This is a genomic window from Enterobacter sp. GER_MD16_1505_Eko_090 (genome assembly GCF_003331015.1).
Lineage (GTDB): Bacteria > Pseudomonadota > Gammaproteobacteria > Enterobacterales > Enterobacteriaceae > Enterobacter > Enterobacter roggenkampii.
This window is the reverse complement of record NZ_PUQF01000001.1, coordinates 322,083-335,770: the sequence shown is the minus strand read 5'-3', so window position 1 is coordinate 335,770 and position 13,688 is coordinate 322,083. Positions and strand designations below refer to the sequence as shown.

The window sequence follows — 13,688 nt, the reverse complement described above, 5'->3', positions numbered from 1 at the left end:
GTCGTAGTTCTGACCATGAAGACCACTTTTTCTGCTCGTTTTGTGCAGCGCATGGCGCTGACCACGGCCCTTTGCGCGGCTGCGCTCTCTGCAGCTCACGCCGATGACCTGAATATCAAGACCATGATCCCTGGCGTTCCGCAAATCGACGCGGAATCCTACATCCTGATCGATTACAACTCTGGCAAAGTGCTGGCAGAACAGAATGCCGATGCCCGCCGTGACCCGGCCAGCCTGACCAAAATGATGACCAGCTACGTTATCGGCCAGGCGATGAAGGCAGGTAAATTCAAAGAAACGGATCTGGTCACCATCGGTAACGATGCGTGGGCAACCGGGAACCCGGTCTTTAAGGGTTCCTCTCTGATGTTCCTGAAACCGGGTATGCAGGTTCCTGTTTCCCAGCTGATTCGCGGTATCAACCTGCAGTCGGGTAACGATGCCTGCGTAGCGATGGCCGATTTCGCCGCCGGTAGTCAGGATGCCTTCGTAGGCCTGATGAACAGCTACGTGAACGCGCTGGGTCTGAAAAACAGCCATTTCCAGACCGTACACGGCCTGGACGCAGACGGTCAGTACAGCTCGGCACGTGACATGGCGTTGATTGGTCAGGCGCTGATCCGCGATGTCCCTAATGAGTACTCTATCTATAAAGAGAAAGAGTTCACCTTCAACGGTATCCGTCAGACCAACCGTAACGGCCTGCTGTGGGATAACAGCCTGAACGTTGACGGCATCAAAACGGGTCACACCGACAAAGCGGGCTACAACCTGGTCGCCTCCGCCACTGAAGGCCAGATGCGTCTGATCTCTGCCGTGATGGGTGGCCGCACCTTTAAAGGCCGTGAAACAGAAAGCAAGAAGCTGCTGACCTGGGGCTTCCGTTTCTTCGAAACCGTGAATCCACTGAAAGCAGGCAAAGAGTTTGCGTCTGAACCGGTCTGGTTCGGTGACAACGACCGTGCTTCTCTCGGCGTTGATAAAGACCTCTACCTGACCATTCCGCGCGGTCGTATGAAGGATCTGAAAGCCAGCTACGTCCTGAACAGCACCGAGCTGCACGCCCCGCTGCAGAAAAATCAGGTTGTGGGCACGATCAACTTCCAGCTGGATGGCAAAACGATCGATCAGCGCCCGCTGGTGGTCCTGCAAGAAATTCCTGAAGGCAATTTCTTCGGCAAAATCATTGATTATATTAAATTGATGTTCCACCACTGGTTTGGTTAAAAATCGAACACTTGAAAGTGTGATTTTGATCCCCATATACTAAGTATCCTGATAACTCCCACCTGACGTGGGAGTTATTATTTTTTGACGTTACGCCGGAGCTGACATGAAAACCAAACTTAACGAACTGCTTGAATTCCCTACCCCATTTACCTACAAAGTAATGGGTCTGGCGAAACCTGAGCTGGTTGATCAGGTGGTTGAAGTGGTACAGCGCCATGCGCCGGGTGACTACTCTCCGTCAGTAAAACCAAGCAGCAAGGGCAACTACCACTCGGTTTCTATTACCATCACTGCGACACACATTGAGCAGGTTGAGACGCTGTACGAAGAGCTCGGCAATATCGAAATCGTTCGTATGGTGCTGTAGTCCCTTTGCGGTTACCCGGTTTGCCGGGTAACCCCTCTCCCCGCTGTGATATACTCCCACATACCTTTTGTCCCTCGTCTTCGGAGACGCAGTTTTGTATCAGGATAAAATTCTGGTCCGTCACCTCGGGCTGCAACCTTACGAGCCTGTCTCCCAGGCTATGCATGACTTCACCGATTCACGCGATGACACTACCCCCGATGAGATCTGGCTGGTCGAACACCTGCCGGTCTTTACGCAGGGTCAGGCGGGAAAAGCAGAACATTTATTAATGACGGGCGATATTCCGGTTATCCAGAGCGATCGCGGCGGTCAGGTCACGTACCATGGTCCCGGGCAGCAGGTAATGTACGTCCTGCTCAATCTGAAGCGCAGAAAGCTCGGCGTGCGTGAACTGGTTACCTTACTGGAACAGACAGTCGTCAATACGCTGGCGGAATACGGGATTGACGCGCATCCGCGGGCCGATGCGCCTGGGGTCTACGTTGGGGAAATGAAGATCTGCTCTCTGGGGCTGCGTATTCGTAAAGGCTGCTCATTCCATGGCCTGGCCTTGAATATTAATATGGATCTCGCGCCTTTCCAGCGCATAAACCCCTGCGGCTACGCCGGCATGGAAATGACGCAAATGCGCCAGTGGGTAGAAACCGCTACGCCAGACACGATTCGTCCCGTGCTTTTGAAGAACGTGTTAGCACTACTTAACAATCCCCCGCACGAATATATCCCTGCTTAATATATCGTACAACAGGGCTCGCTAATTTGACGGGCCACTGTCTATTTACCGTTTTTGCACTTTACAATAATCCATAGATTCTATATTTTCGAAGCGCCCGAATATTACCGCTACATATTATTTAGCCTCCAGCATGCACGGCAAACACGGCATAAGTAACGTGAGCAATTATCACACAAGTGTTTGCTTTTGATAAACAAATGAAACAAAACCAACACTTTACGAATCTCTACAAGCATAATAAATAAATTCAACTATCATTCATATTGTGAATGTATACGGAGTGAAAGCGTGGAGTATAATAATTTACCAGCCAAACGACTGAATGAACCTGGTGGCGAAGACAAGCCGCAAATTTTTCGGACTTTACGTAATATTGATCTCAATTTACTGACTATTTTTGAGGCAGTATATGTCCATAAGGGTATCGTTAACGCTGCGAAAATTCTTAATCTCACGCCATCAGCAATAAGCCAGTCAATCCAAAAGCTACGCGCTATATTTCCTGACCCGTTATTTATCCGTAAGGGCCAGGGGGTAACGCCGACGGCCTACGCCACGCATCTCCATGAGTACATCAGCCAGGGGCTGGAGTCGATTCTGGGCGCACTGGATTTAACCGGGAGCTACGATAAGCAGAGAACCATCACCATCGGCTGTTCCCCTTCGGTGGGTGTGCTGGTCATGCCTGCGATCTTCCAGGCCGTAAAAGAGCATGCTCCGCAGCTCCTGCTTCGCAATGTGCCTCTCCATGAACCTGACGTTCAGCTTGCCCAGTTCCAGACGGACCTGATTATTGAAAGCGGCAGCTTCAGCGCCAGAGCGCTGGGGCAAAATGTGCTCTATGCGGATAACCTGGTACTGGTTTGCCGTCAGCAGCATCCTGCCCTCAGCGAGCCGCTGACCATCGAAAACCTGCGCAACTACGACCACTCGTCTTTCATGACCGAAGGGCAGTCCAACCATGGCCTTCGTCAGCGTATTGATGAAATTTTCCCGGAACGTCAGATCAGCTTCAGCAGTTACAATATGTTCACCACCGCATCCCTGATAGGCAGCAGCGATATGCTGTGCATCATGCCATCGCGCCTGTACAGCCTGCTCCGGAAATGCTGGCCGCTGGACAGTATCCCCCTCAGCCAGCTTAATGCGGAATCTATTGAAATTTCACTGCATTACAACAAGCTGAGCTTGCGCGATCCGGTTCTGGAAAACGTCATCCGCATTATCCGTCAGGCCTTCTGACAGGTTGAGCCAGCATAAGCCCCTGCGACAGACAGGGCAAAAGGCACAAAACAACAACTATTTTACAAATTGGCGATCTGGCAGGCTGCTTTAACGACCGTTTCAATGATATACTGCCTGTCGTTCGTTCAAAAATAGTTGATAAATACAACATTCCCTTGAATTGAAACGCTTTCCTTCGATATTCGCAACTGGAACACGCACGCTATGAGTAAACCCATTGTGATGGAACGCGGTGTTAAATACCGCGATGCCGATAAAATGGCCCTTATCCCGGTTAAAAACGTGGCTACAGAGCGCGAGGCGCTGTTAAGAAAACCGGAATGGATGAAAATCAAACTTCCGGCCGACTCTTCGCGAATCCAGGGGATCAAAGCGGCGATGCGCAAGAATGACCTTCACTCCGTTTGTGAAGAAGCCTCTTGTCCGAACCTTGCTGAATGTTTCAATCACGGTACCGCGACGTTTATGATTCTGGGTGCTATCTGTACCCGCCGCTGCCCGTTCTGCGATGTTGCTCATGGCCGTCCGGTCGCACCTGATGCTAACGAACCCCAGAAGCTGGCGCAGACCATCGCCGACATGGCGCTGCGTTACGTGGTTATCACGTCCGTTGACCGTGACGATCTGCGCGACGGCGGAGCGCAGCACTTCGCTGACTGTATTACGGCCATTCGCGAGAAAAGCCCAAACATCAAAATCGAGACGCTGGTGCCAGACTTCCGCGGCCGTATGGACCGCGCGCTGGATATCCTGACCGCGACGCCGCCAGATGTGTTTAACCACAACCTGGAAAACGTACCGCGTCTCTATCGTCAGGTCCGCCCGGGCGCTGACTATAACTGGTCTCTGAAACTGCTGGAACGCTTCAAAGAAGCGCATCCGCATATTCCGACCAAGTCAGGTCTGATGGTAGGTCTGGGTGAAACTAACGATGAAATCATCGAGGTGATGCGCGATCTTCGCCGCCACGGTGTAACCATGCTGACTCTGGGCCAGTATCTGCAGCCAAGCCGTCACCACCTGCCGGTACAGCGCTACGTGAGCCCGGACGAGTTTGATGAAATGAAAGCCGAAGCGCTGGCGATGGGCTTTACTCACGCCGCATGCGGCCCGTTTGTTCGCTCCTCCTACCATGCAGATATGCAGGCAAAAGGCGAAGAAGTTAAATAATGCTGTAATATTCATTTACAGTAATACAAAAAAACCGGCCTCATGAGCCGGTTTTTTTTCGCAAGCCCGCAGGCGTTGCTGTCACTCTTTGTGAGAAAGCTTGTCTGCCGGGACATCATCCTCAGCGCTTTTCTTCGCGGCTGTATCATCGTCGTTCATTGCTTTCTTAAAGCCTTTGATGGCAGCCCCCAGGTCACCACCCAGCGTGCGTAACTTCTTGGTACCAAACAGCAGGACGACCAGTGCGGCAACCACCAGCAGTTTGGTAATACTAATCTCACCCATAGATACCTTCTTTACTTAAAACAGGCTGCATTCAGCGCCAAAACCTGACTGTATTAACGGTCATTTAGCGCGTGCACACAATAGCAATCTGTAACAAGGTGAATCAAGCATTGTTGAAAAAAACATCACAATAATTGCGGTGGCGCAAACCGACGATTGCGAAGAACAGGTAATTGCTGACGTGCAAGCGCAATTCTGTCTATGTTTATCTCTGCCACCAGCAAATCCGGGGCTTCCGCAGCGGCGGCTATCGTCACACCCAGCGGATCGACCACCCTGCTTTGCCCGATGTTCTTCGTTCCGCATTCTCCTGCAGCAACGACATAGCAGGTGGTATCCAGCGCGCGTGCCGCCAGCAGCGTTGCCCAGTGATGTTCTTTTAACGGCCCTTTAACCCACGCGGCAGGCAGAACCAGCACGTCCGCCCCCTGTAGCGCCAGATGGAGTGCCAGCTCCGGAAAACGCAGGTCATAGCAGGTCATCAGCCCAACCTTTAATCCGTCAATCTCCAGCAGCGGCGGAACACGGTCTCCTGGGTCGACGCGCCGTGATTCCTGAATGCTGAAGGCATCATAAAGATGGAGCTTGGCGTAACGTGCGACTATGGCTCCGCCGCGAATCGCCACCAGCGTATTCACCGCCCGACCCGGCGTAGAGGGAACATGGATTGTTAAGATCGTCGTCATCGTATTGCCCACACTCTGGGCGAGCAATTGCTGTAAAAATTCACCGTCCAGCTGCTGCGCGGACTTCACGGATAAATCCGGGTCATTATCATCCCTGGCCAGCAGCGCCTCAGGAAGCACCAGCAGCGACGCGCCTTTCTGTTGGGCCTGCATCATCAGATTGACGCATTTTATCGCGTTAGCCTGCCAGTCAGGCGTGACCGCAAATTGCCCTACCGCAACATACATATTTGTCCCCTCATCATAAACGGCGTTAAACTCGCTTCTCTTACACATCAAATAGCAGGTATTTAGCGTGTTACAACTACTTTTAGCCGTTTTTATTGGTGGGGGAACGGGTAGCGTTGCGCGATGGTTTCTCAGTATGCGGTTTAACCCCCTGCATCATGCGATTCCCATGGGGACGCTGGCTGCAAACCTGATAGGTGCCTTTATCATTGGCATGGGGCTGGCCTGGTTTAACCGAATGACACACATTGACCCAATGTGGAAAGTCCTGATTACCACCGGATTCTGCGGCGGGTTAACCACCTTCTCAACCTTTTCTGCGGAAACGGTTTTTCTCTTTCAGGAAGGCCGTATCGGCTGGGCGCTGATGAATATGGCGATCAATATGCTCGGCTCCTTTGCGATGACGGGGATCGCATTTTGGCTATTTTCTTCTGCAAGCGCGCATTAACAGCCGAACCGTTAATGTTGGCTTAATTTTTCTCTGTCACTCTGGATGCAGTACTGAACGAGGGTGACAGAATGAAACAGAGTCTGATGAGCGCAGGCATGGTGTTGTTAAGCGTGCTGATCGTGGCCAGCTTCCTGAAAATGTATCTGCTTGGCTGATTCAAAACGAAAAAAACCCGCTCAGTGAGCGGGTTTTGAAATTCTTGCTGACGCGTCTGGATTACAGAGCGATTACGTTAGCAGCAGAAGGGCCTTTGGCACCGTTAGTGATTTCGAACTCTACACGCTGACCTTCAGCCAGAGTTTTGAAACCATTAGACTGGATTGCAGAGAAGTGTACGAACACGTCTTTGCTGCCATCTTCAGGAGTAATGAAACCGAATCCTTTGGACTCATTAAACCACTTAACGTTACCTTTAATCTTAGACATCAAAATTACCTTTACATTAAAAAACGACACAAATGCTGTGTCGGTTACCAGTACATCAATTGTGAGACCTTTTGTCCAGCGGATCTTTGATAAAAAGTGACTAAAGTCGCGTTAATTTTCACTGGCAGATTTTTATCGTTTATGAATCAACGGCTGCGCGTTTTATCACCAACAGGTAACGTTTTTTCAGTTAAAACTGAAAACGCATCCAGGCGAAGTAAACGTTACCGTTGTTGTACGTGCCCGGGATGTAGGTCATCTGGAACGTTGCGGGGCCGTAACCGATAGAGGCCAACGGCAGCAGCACCGGGATCGGAATGTAGTTCCAGTTGTCACGCGCGGTGACCCCCGCGGTATAGCCCAACCCGACATGGAAGTTCTCGTCGGCTAGCGGGCGCCAGGTTTTCTCCCAGCCGTAGCCCCCAATCGGCTCCCATTTATTAAAGGAGTCTTTAAAGGCCATCAGATAGATGCCATGCCAGTTTCCCTTATCATCCCAGCGCGACTGACCGAAACCAGCGCCCCACGGACGCTCGTTATATTTATCGGTTTTCTCTTTGTCGTAAGCAAAACGCGCATGCCACGTTATTGCCGGAACATAGAGATCATAATGTTCGGGCGCCGTCCAGGTCTGAGAGACATTATCCGTAAAGGTTGAGAACCACCCTTTATCCGTCGCGTTGTCCTCTGCCTGTGCAACAGAAGAAAACGTTAACTGCCCAAAAATAAACAATAAAATTGAGAAAAATGTATTACGTACGATCACAATGCAATTACCATTCTTAGTATTCGTGGCAAAGTTTACCATAAAGTAGTTGAATCAAGGCTTAACGACATCAGCGTTATTCCTAATTATTCGGCCTTTTTCCGGGAATATTCTCAATAAACTGGACCGCAAGTTTGAATAAGCACATTCAGAGTGAGCCTTTAACCTGTTTAGCCTTGTATATCAGCAACATGCTGAATTACACAAAATATTAACAATCTGTTATCATTGTAAGGACATATTGCGCTATTTCTGGCGGTCAAGACTCTCATGGCGTAAATGTAAGAGCCATGGCAAAAACACGGTTGTTCTGCTCTCTAGTCGTCTGTTTATTGATTTTAATCAGCAAGAACAGGCCATTTATTCGGCACATTTTCATCCTTCTTATTTTTATTGATTTTTTGTGCTCCATTGCAGCAGAGATACAGGGGAAATCATGCTTACGTTATTCGAACTCCTTATTGGGGTCGTCGTCATTGTCGGTGTCGCACGCTACATCATTAAAGGCTATTCGGCCACGGGCGTATTATTTGTTGGCGGTTTAACGCTGCTGATTATCAGCGCCATAATGGGACATCAGGTATTACCTGCCAGTGCAACCAGTACGGGTTACACCGCCACTGATATTGTTGAATACATTAAGATATTACTCATGAGCCGCGGCGGCGACCTGGGTATGATGATCATGATGCTGTGCGGTTTTGCCGCCTACATGACCCATATCGGTGCCAACGACATGGTCGTTAAGCTTGCCTCAAAACCGCTGCAGTACATCAACTCACCCTATCTGCTGATGGTCGCCGCCTATTTCCTCGCCTGCCTGATGTCGCTGGCCGTGTCGTCGGCAACCGGACTTGGCGTACTGCTCATGGCCACGCTGTTCCCGGTCATGGTGAACGTCGGTATCAGCCGCGGCGCGGCAGCAGCCATTTGCGCGTCTCCGGCAGCCATTATTCTCTCCCCGACCTCCGGCGACGTTGTGCTGGCGGCAAAGGCTGCGGAGATGTCGCTCATCGACTTCGCCTTTAAAACCACGCTGCCAATCTCTATTGTCGCCATTGTGGGAATGGGAATCGCGCATTTCTTCTGGCAGCGCTATCTGGATAAGAAAGAAAACATCAGCCACGAGATGATGGACGTGAGTGAGATCACCACTACCGCACCCGCGTTTTATGCCATTCTGCCCTTCACGCCGATTATCGGAGTGCTGATTTTTGACGGCAAATGGGGCCCGCAGCTGCACATCATCACCATTCTGGTGATCTGCATGCTGCTGGCTGCCGTGCTGGAGTTTGTGCGCGGTTTCAACACGCAAAAGGTGTTCTCGGGTCTGGAAGTCGCCTATCGCGGTATGGCGGATGCCTTCGCTGGCGTGGTGATGCTGCTGGTGGCAGCGGGCGTTTTTGCTCAGGGTCTGAGCACCATCGGCTTTATCCAGAGCCTGATCTCTATCGCCACCTCGTTCGGCTCGGCCAGTATTATCCTGATGCTGGTCCTGGTGGTACTCACCATGCTGGCGGCCATGACCACCGGTTCCGGCAATGCGCCTTTCTACGCTTTCGTGGAGATGATCCCGAAACTGGCCCACTCCTCCGGTATTAACCCGGCCTATCTCTCCATTCCCATGCTGCAGGCGTCAAACCTGGGCCGTACCATTTCCCCGGTATCGGGCGTGGTCGTCGCCGTTGCCGGGATGGCAAAAATCTCGCCATTTGAAGTGGTAAAACGCACCTCAGTGCCCGTTATGGTTGGGCTGATTATCGTGATTATCGCCACGGAAGTGCTGGTGCCCGGCGCAGCCTAAGCTAAATTCCTGATATCCAGAAAGCGCCTGCGGGCGCTTTTTGTGCTTTAATAACCCCCAGAAATCAATCACGCTCATTCGATCAGGAAATCATATGTTCAGGAAGGATATCGTTATCCCGTCTGGGGCAATCGCGCTTGCCCTCTGTGTTTTCTCCACGCACGCAGAACCGCTCAAGGCAACCCAGTATGGCGATTTCGATCGCTATGTGCTGGCCCTGTCCTGGCAAACCGGTTTTTGCCAGAGCATGGTCGAGCGCAACCGCAATGAACCTGACGAATGTCGCCTGCAAAAAGAGCGCGAAAATAAAGCCGATTTTCTGACCGTTCACGGGCTATGGCCCGGCCTGCCGAAATCCATTGCCGCACGCGGGGTGGATGAACGTCGCTGGATGCGTTTTGGCTGCGCCACGCGCCCCATTCCGAACATGCCGGAAGTGAAGGCCAGCCGCAAATGCGATGCCGCCGAAACCGGACTGTCGCTTTCCGCTGCCGCTAAGCTCAACGACGTGATGCCGGGTGCGGGCGGTAATTCCTGCCTGGAACGCTACGAATACGCCAAACATGGCGTCTGCTTTGGTTTCGATCCGGATGCCTATTTCGGCACGATGGTGCGGATGAATCAGGAAGTTAAAAACAGTGCGGTCGGTAAATTCCTTGCCAATAACTACGGAAAACCCGTCAGTCGCAGCGACTTTGACAGTGCCGTAGCCAAAAGCTGGGGCAAGGAGAACGTTAAAGCGTTCAAGCTGACCTGCAACGGCAATCCGGCTTATCTGACCGAGATGCAGATTTCACTGAAGGCTGACGCCATTAACAATCCGCTTTCTGCGACCTCATTTGCCCCGCAGCCACATCCGGGTAACTGCGGTAAACAATTCGTGATTGATAAAGCCGGTTACTGATCCGCGCCCGGGCGCACCATATCAAACCGGTGTTCATCGCTGATGCCATAGTACGCCGTCGGCCCACCCGCACGCAGGATGGGCTGCGCTTTCGCCGTCTGGTATATCCCCTCTTCCAGCAGCGTTTCGGCAATATGGATACCGACCACTTCCCCCAGCACCAGCCACGTGTCCACCGGCGTACCGTCGGCTCCGGTAAGCTGAATGCACTGGGACAGTCGACACTCAAAATTCACCGGGCTTTCTGCAACGCGGGGGGCGTTAACCAGCTGGCTGGCCGCTGGCGTGAGCCCGGCAAAGCTAAATTCATCCCGATCGTGGGGAAGCATCGCGGAGGTTTGATTCATCGCCTGTGCGAGATCGCGCGTTGCCAGGTTCCAGACAAATTCCCCGGTTTCCGTAATATTACGCACGCTGTCCTTCCAGCCGTTGCTGGAAAAGCCGATGATCGGCGGGCGGTAGTTAAAGCAGTTGAAGAAACTGTACGGTGCAAGGTTCAGCTGACCGGCTTTGTCGCAAGAGGAGATCCAGCCTATCGGACGTGGACCAATAATGGCGTTCAGCGGGTCATGCGGCAGGCCGTGCCCCTGAGACGGTTGATAGAAGTACATAATTCTCTCTCGTTGATGGGCAACGCCCGGGTTCAGGACACTCAGCGTAACGTATTCCGTCAGGAATGAAGACTGAATAAATTTCAGCGAAAATTCATATGGCCCATGAATGTGACTTTCATCACTTCAAACTTGCGCGCTCAGCCAGTATCATCGGGAGAGTTAAACCCTCGCTGCCAGACGGCGAGGGTTTTCTTTTGGATCAGTTTCTGCGTTAGACGCAGCATTAACGACATGGAGTAAAAAATGTCCAGACCTACCATTATCATCAATGAGCTCGACGCAGAACGTATCGACAGGCTGCTGGAAAAAGCGGAGTTCGCCTCGCTCCCCGTGGCCGACGCCCTGAATGAGGAGCTCGACCGGGCACAGATGTGCACGCCTGAGACGATACCGCATGACGTGGTCACCATGAACAGCCAGGTGAAATTCCGCAACCTGACCACCGGTGAAGAGTTGACCCGTACGCTGGTATACCCGGCTCAGATGACCGACAGCAGCACACAGCTTTCTGTTCTGGCCCCTGTGGGTGCCGCACTGCTGGGACTGCGTACGGGGGATACGATCCACTGGGAATTACCGGGTGGCGCCTCGACCCATCTGGAAGTGCTGGAGCTGCTCTACCAGCCAGAAGCCGCGGGCGATTACCTGCGTTAATCTCTTCTGAATAAGCGCCTACCCGCTTTGCACAGAGGATGCAGCCGCATCCTCTTTCCGCAAATTCACCCAATTTTCCTATACCGCGCAAAATGGCCTTAATCCACGCTTAACCTGTTTTGGTGCCGCGGGGACGGTCATGAGTGAGATAGGCGTTATCACACTTATCTTTCTGATTTTTGTGGCGATTATCGTCACGGCCGTGCTCTATCTTGAACGCCACTGGTAAGCGAACATTCTCAGGCAACCCCGCCCGGGAAGGCATTCACCAGCCCTTTAACGGTCTGCTCTGCGGCTTCGGGGGTCTCTGCGCCCGGGACCAGAATCACCTTCCGGCACTCCTCCTCCCGTTTTTCGAAAATCTTATAGGCGCGTTCCGCATCCGCAAGGGGGAGATAATGGGTCACGATCTCTTCCGGCGTAAGCAGCCCTTTTTCGATCAGCGGTAACAGTTCACCCAGCCAGGCATGGACGTGCGTCTGGCCCATCTTAAACGTCAGCCCCTTATCAAAGGCATCGCCAAACAGGAAGCCATGGATAAACCCTGCGTATACGCCGGGTACGCTGACCACCCCGCCGCGACGCACGGCAGCAATGCACTGACGCAACGCTTTGCCGCTGCTGCCTTCGATTTTAAGATTGCTGAGGATCGTTTCCGTGGTGCTGCCTTTCGCTTCAAACCCGACTGCATCAATCACGGCGTCAACGCCGCGCTGGCCCGCGGTCTGCTCGATGATTTTTTCCGCCGCGTCGTTGTCATCATCGAAGTTGATGGGGATAGCGCCATAGCGCGCCTCGGCAAATCGCAACCGGTACGGATGGTGATCGATAACAAAAATCTGCTCAGCCCCCAGCAGCCGCGCACAGGCAATGGTCAGTAGCCCCACCGGCCCGGCGCCAAAAACGGCTACGCTTGAGCCTTTTTCAATCTGTGCATTTTTTGCCGCCTGCCAGGCCGTGGGCAAAATGTCGGACAGGAACAGCGCTTTGTCATCAGAAAGAAGCTGCGGGACTTTAAACGGCCCGACGTTACCCTTTGGCACGCGAACGTATTCCGCCTGTCCCCCCGGCACGCCGCCGTAGAGGTGGCTATAGCCAAACAGCGCCGCAGGCGCGGGAATTTGCTTTTTGTTCAGTGCGGCACCCTGCCCGGCGTTGGTACTCTCACAGGCCGCGTATTGCTGGAGGCGACAGAAGAAACAGTCCCCGCAGGCGATAACAAAGGGGATCACCACGCGATCGCCCTTTTGCAAATTCTTCACCTCTGCGCCGCACTCGACGATTTCCCCCATAAACTCATGGCCAAAAATATCGCCGTGCTGCACCTTCGGGATCTTTCCGCGGTAGAGATGCAAATCGGAGCCGCAGATAGCCGTGGCCGTGACGCGCAGAATAATATCGTCGGGCTGTTCGATGATGGGGTCGGGGACATTCTCGACGCGAACATGGTGTGGACCGTGATACGTAAGTGCTTTCATGCGACCTCCGAAAGGTTCCGGGTAAGTGTATAAGGGTAGCTACCCCTGAAGGTCTGCCTGTGAATACGGGTCTTTTGAGATTTATCCTGGCAAGATAAGAAAACTGACGGAGCGCTTACAGAAACCATGACTATTTTGTGGTTGAATGAGTACAGCGTTTATAAACAAGGAGAAACGGGTATGTATCAGAGAATCATTATGCCGGTTGATGTTTTTGAAATGGAGCTGAGCGACAAGGCCGTACGCCACGCGGAGTTTCTGGCGCAGCAGGACGGTGTCATCCATCTGCTACACGTGCTGCCAGGCTCCGCCAGCCTGAGCCTGCACCGCTTTGCCGCCGATGTGCGTCGCTTCGAGGAACATTTGCAGCACGAGGCGGAAAATCGCCTGCAAACCATGGTCAGCCACTTCAGCATCGACCCTTCACGGATCAAAACGCACGTCAGATTCGGCAGCGTACGTGATGCGGTCAATGAGCTGGCGAACGAGCTGAAGGCAGACGTGGTGGTTATCGGTTCGCGTAACCCGTCCATTACCACGCATCTGCTGGGCTCTAACGCCTCCAGCGTCATCCGCCACACCCATATACCGGTGATGGTCGTCAAATAAAAAAAAGAGGCCACCTTTCGGTGGCCTCT

Annotated in this window: 17 protein-coding genes; 11 read left to right on the top strand and 6 right to left on the bottom strand. The window is 52.6% G+C overall.

Annotated features, from left to right (window positions below; all coding sequences use genetic code 11):
* Window positions 1-15: 15 nt before the first annotated feature.
* The 5 genes from dacA to lipA all read left to right on the top strand — a co-directional run bounded on the left by dacA (window position 16) and on the right by lipA (window position 4,751).
* A complete protein-coding gene (dacA, locus tag C6A40_RS01585) occupies window positions 16-1,227 on the top strand; it encodes a D-alanyl-D-alanine carboxypeptidase DacA (RefSeq protein ID WP_008501035.1) in 1,212 nt (403 codons plus the stop codon).
* A 106-nt stretch (window positions 1,228-1,333) separates the two neighbouring features.
* Window positions 1,334-1,597 carry a DUF493 family protein YbeD gene (gene ybeD / locus C6A40_RS01580; protein ID WP_003858718.1) on the top strand — a complete coding sequence of 88 codons (264 nt, stop codon included), beginning with the start codon at window positions 1,334-1,336 and terminating at the stop codon, window positions 1,595-1,597.
* Window positions 1,598-1,691: 94 nt separating this feature from the next.
* Entirely contained in the window at window positions 1,692-2,333 is a 642-nt protein-coding gene (gene lipB / locus C6A40_RS01575) for a lipoyl(octanoyl) transferase LipB (RefSeq protein WP_008501034.1), read from the top strand.
* A gap of 291 nt (window positions 2,334-2,624) precedes the next feature.
* The gene (locus C6A40_RS01570; protein WP_021242582.1) at window positions 2,625-3,578 is read left to right on the top strand and encodes a YbeF family transcriptional regulator; all 954 of its coding nucleotides are present in this window, start codon (window positions 2,625-2,627) and stop codon (window positions 3,576-3,578) included.
* Window positions 3,579-3,785: 207 nt separating this feature from the next.
* Window positions 3,786-4,751 carry a lipoyl synthase gene (lipA, locus tag C6A40_RS01565; RefSeq protein WP_114191226.1) on the top strand — a complete coding sequence of 322 codons (966 nt, stop codon included), beginning with the start codon at window positions 3,786-3,788 and terminating at the stop codon, window positions 4,749-4,751.
* Window positions 4,752-4,832: 81 nt separating this feature from the next.
* Here lipA and tatE read toward each other — a convergent pair whose 3' ends face one another.
* Window positions 4,833-5,036: a twin-arginine translocase subunit TatE gene (gene tatE, locus C6A40_RS01560; protein WP_008501031.1), complete on the bottom strand. Its 204-nt coding sequence runs from the start codon at window positions 5,034-5,036 to the stop codon at window positions 4,833-4,835.
* A gap of 125 nt (window positions 5,037-5,161) precedes the next feature.
* The gene (locus C6A40_RS01555) at window positions 5,162-5,950 is read right to left on the bottom strand and encodes a deaminated glutathione amidase (RefSeq protein ID WP_058657653.1); all 789 of its coding nucleotides are present in this window, start codon (window positions 5,948-5,950) and stop codon (window positions 5,162-5,164) included.
* Between the two features lie 67 nt (window positions 5,951-6,017).
* On the opposite strand from C6A40_RS01555, the gene crcB reads away from it, so the two are divergent.
* Entirely contained in the window at window positions 6,018-6,401 is a 384-nt protein-coding gene (crcB, locus tag C6A40_RS01550; protein ID WP_114191225.1) for a fluoride efflux transporter CrcB, read from the top strand.
* Between the two features lie 219 nt (window positions 6,402-6,620).
* Here crcB and cspE read toward each other — a convergent pair whose 3' ends face one another.
* The gene (cspE, locus tag C6A40_RS01545) at window positions 6,621-6,830 is read right to left on the bottom strand and encodes a transcription antiterminator/RNA stability regulator CspE (protein ID WP_002439184.1); all 210 of its coding nucleotides are present in this window, start codon (window positions 6,828-6,830) and stop codon (window positions 6,621-6,623) included.
* A 190-nt stretch (window positions 6,831-7,020) separates the two neighbouring features.
* Window positions 7,021-7,638 (bottom strand): lipid IV(A) palmitoyltransferase PagP, encoded by a 618-nt coding sequence (gene pagP, locus C6A40_RS01540; RefSeq protein WP_165473144.1) that lies wholly within the window; start codon window positions 7,636-7,638, stop codon window positions 7,021-7,023.
* 394 nt (window positions 7,639-8,032) lie between these two features.
* Here pagP and dcuC point away from each other — a divergent pair, with 394 nt between their 5' ends.
* Both dcuC and rna read left to right on the top strand, forming a co-directional pair.
* Window positions 8,033-9,400, top strand: a complete 1,368-nt coding sequence (gene dcuC, locus C6A40_RS01535) for an anaerobic C4-dicarboxylate transporter DcuC (RefSeq protein WP_021242585.1) — start codon at window positions 8,033-8,035, stop codon at window positions 9,398-9,400.
* A gap of 94 nt (window positions 9,401-9,494) precedes the next feature.
* A complete protein-coding gene (rna, locus tag C6A40_RS01530) occupies window positions 9,495-10,304 on the top strand; it encodes a ribonuclease I (protein WP_045335475.1) in 810 nt (269 codons plus the stop codon).
* Here rna and C6A40_RS01525 read toward each other — a convergent pair.
* Window positions 10,298-10,915: a flavin reductase family protein gene (locus C6A40_RS01525; RefSeq protein ID WP_023326897.1), complete on the bottom strand. Its 618-nt coding sequence runs from the start codon at window positions 10,913-10,915 to the stop codon at window positions 10,298-10,300. The two genes, rna and C6A40_RS01525, sit on opposite strands and share 7 nt — an antisense overlap.
* A 246-nt stretch (window positions 10,916-11,161) precedes the next feature.
* On the opposite strand from C6A40_RS01525, the gene rnk reads away from it, so the two are divergent.
* Together rnk and yldA are read left to right on the top strand one after the other, a co-directional pair.
* Complete coding sequence (rnk, locus tag C6A40_RS01520; protein ID WP_021242588.1) at window positions 11,162-11,572, top strand: nucleoside diphosphate kinase regulator; 411 nt, start codon at window positions 11,162-11,164, stop codon at window positions 11,570-11,572.
* A gap of 139 nt (window positions 11,573-11,711) precedes the next feature.
* Entirely contained in the window at window positions 11,712-11,801 is a 90-nt protein-coding gene (gene yldA / locus C6A40_RS25480; protein WP_008501020.1) for a small membrane protein YldA, read from the top strand.
* Between the two features lie 10 nt (window positions 11,802-11,811).
* Here yldA and C6A40_RS01515 read toward each other — a convergent pair whose 3' ends face one another.
* Window positions 11,812-13,050, bottom strand: a complete 1,239-nt coding sequence (locus C6A40_RS01515) for a zinc-dependent alcohol dehydrogenase (RefSeq protein ID WP_021242589.1) — start codon at window positions 13,048-13,050, stop codon at window positions 11,812-11,814.
* A gap of 180 nt (window positions 13,051-13,230) precedes the next feature.
* On the opposite strand from C6A40_RS01515, the gene uspG reads away from it, so the two are divergent.
* A complete protein-coding gene (gene uspG, locus C6A40_RS01510) occupies window positions 13,231-13,659 on the top strand; it encodes a universal stress protein UspG (RefSeq protein WP_114191224.1) in 429 nt (142 codons plus the stop codon).
* The last annotated feature ends 29 nt before the right edge of the window (window positions 13,660-13,688 follow it).

What these genes read in the sequence shown, in the direction of transcription:
- dacA (WP_008501035.1), top strand. Translation starts at nt 16, where the DNA reads ATGAAGACCACTTTTTCTGCTCGTTTTGTGCAGCGCATGGCGCTGACC.
- ybeD (WP_003858718.1), top strand. Translation starts at nt 1,334, where the DNA reads ATGAAAACCAAACTTAACGAACTGCTTGAATTCCCTACCCCATTTACC.
- lipA (WP_114191226.1), top strand. Translation starts at nt 3,786, where the DNA reads ATGAGTAAACCCATTGTGATGGAACGCGGTGTTAAATACCGCGATGCC.
- tatE (WP_008501031.1), bottom strand. Translation starts at nt 5,036, where the DNA reads ATGGGTGAGATTAGTATTACCAAACTGCTGGTGGTTGCCGCACTGGTC.
- C6A40_RS01555 (WP_058657653.1), bottom strand. Translation starts at nt 5,950, where the DNA reads ATGTATGTTGCGGTAGGGCAATTTGCGGTCACGCCTGACTGGCAGGCT.
- cspE (WP_002439184.1), bottom strand. Translation starts at nt 6,830, where the DNA reads ATGTCTAAGATTAAAGGTAACGTTAAGTGGTTTAATGAGTCCAAAGGA.
- pagP (WP_165473144.1), bottom strand. Translation starts at nt 7,638, where the DNA reads ATGGTAAACTTTGCCACGAATACTAAGAATGGTAATTGCATTGTGATC.
- dcuC (WP_021242585.1), top strand. Translation starts at nt 8,033, where the DNA reads ATGCTTACGTTATTCGAACTCCTTATTGGGGTCGTCGTCATTGTCGGT.
- rna (WP_045335475.1), top strand. Translation starts at nt 9,495, where the DNA reads ATGTTCAGGAAGGATATCGTTATCCCGTCTGGGGCAATCGCGCTTGCC.
- C6A40_RS01525 (WP_023326897.1), bottom strand. Translation starts at nt 10,915, where the DNA reads ATGTACTTCTATCAACCGTCTCAGGGGCACGGCCTGCCGCATGACCCG.
- rnk (WP_021242588.1), top strand. Translation starts at nt 11,162, where the DNA reads ATGTCCAGACCTACCATTATCATCAATGAGCTCGACGCAGAACGTATC.
- yldA (WP_008501020.1), top strand. Translation starts at nt 11,712, where the DNA reads ATGAGTGAGATAGGCGTTATCACACTTATCTTTCTGATTTTTGTGGCG.
- C6A40_RS01515 (WP_021242589.1), bottom strand. Translation starts at nt 13,050, where the DNA reads ATGAAAGCACTTACGTATCACGGTCCACACCATGTTCGCGTCGAGAAT.
- uspG (WP_114191224.1), top strand. Translation starts at nt 13,231, where the DNA reads ATGTATCAGAGAATCATTATGCCGGTTGATGTTTTTGAAATGGAGCTG.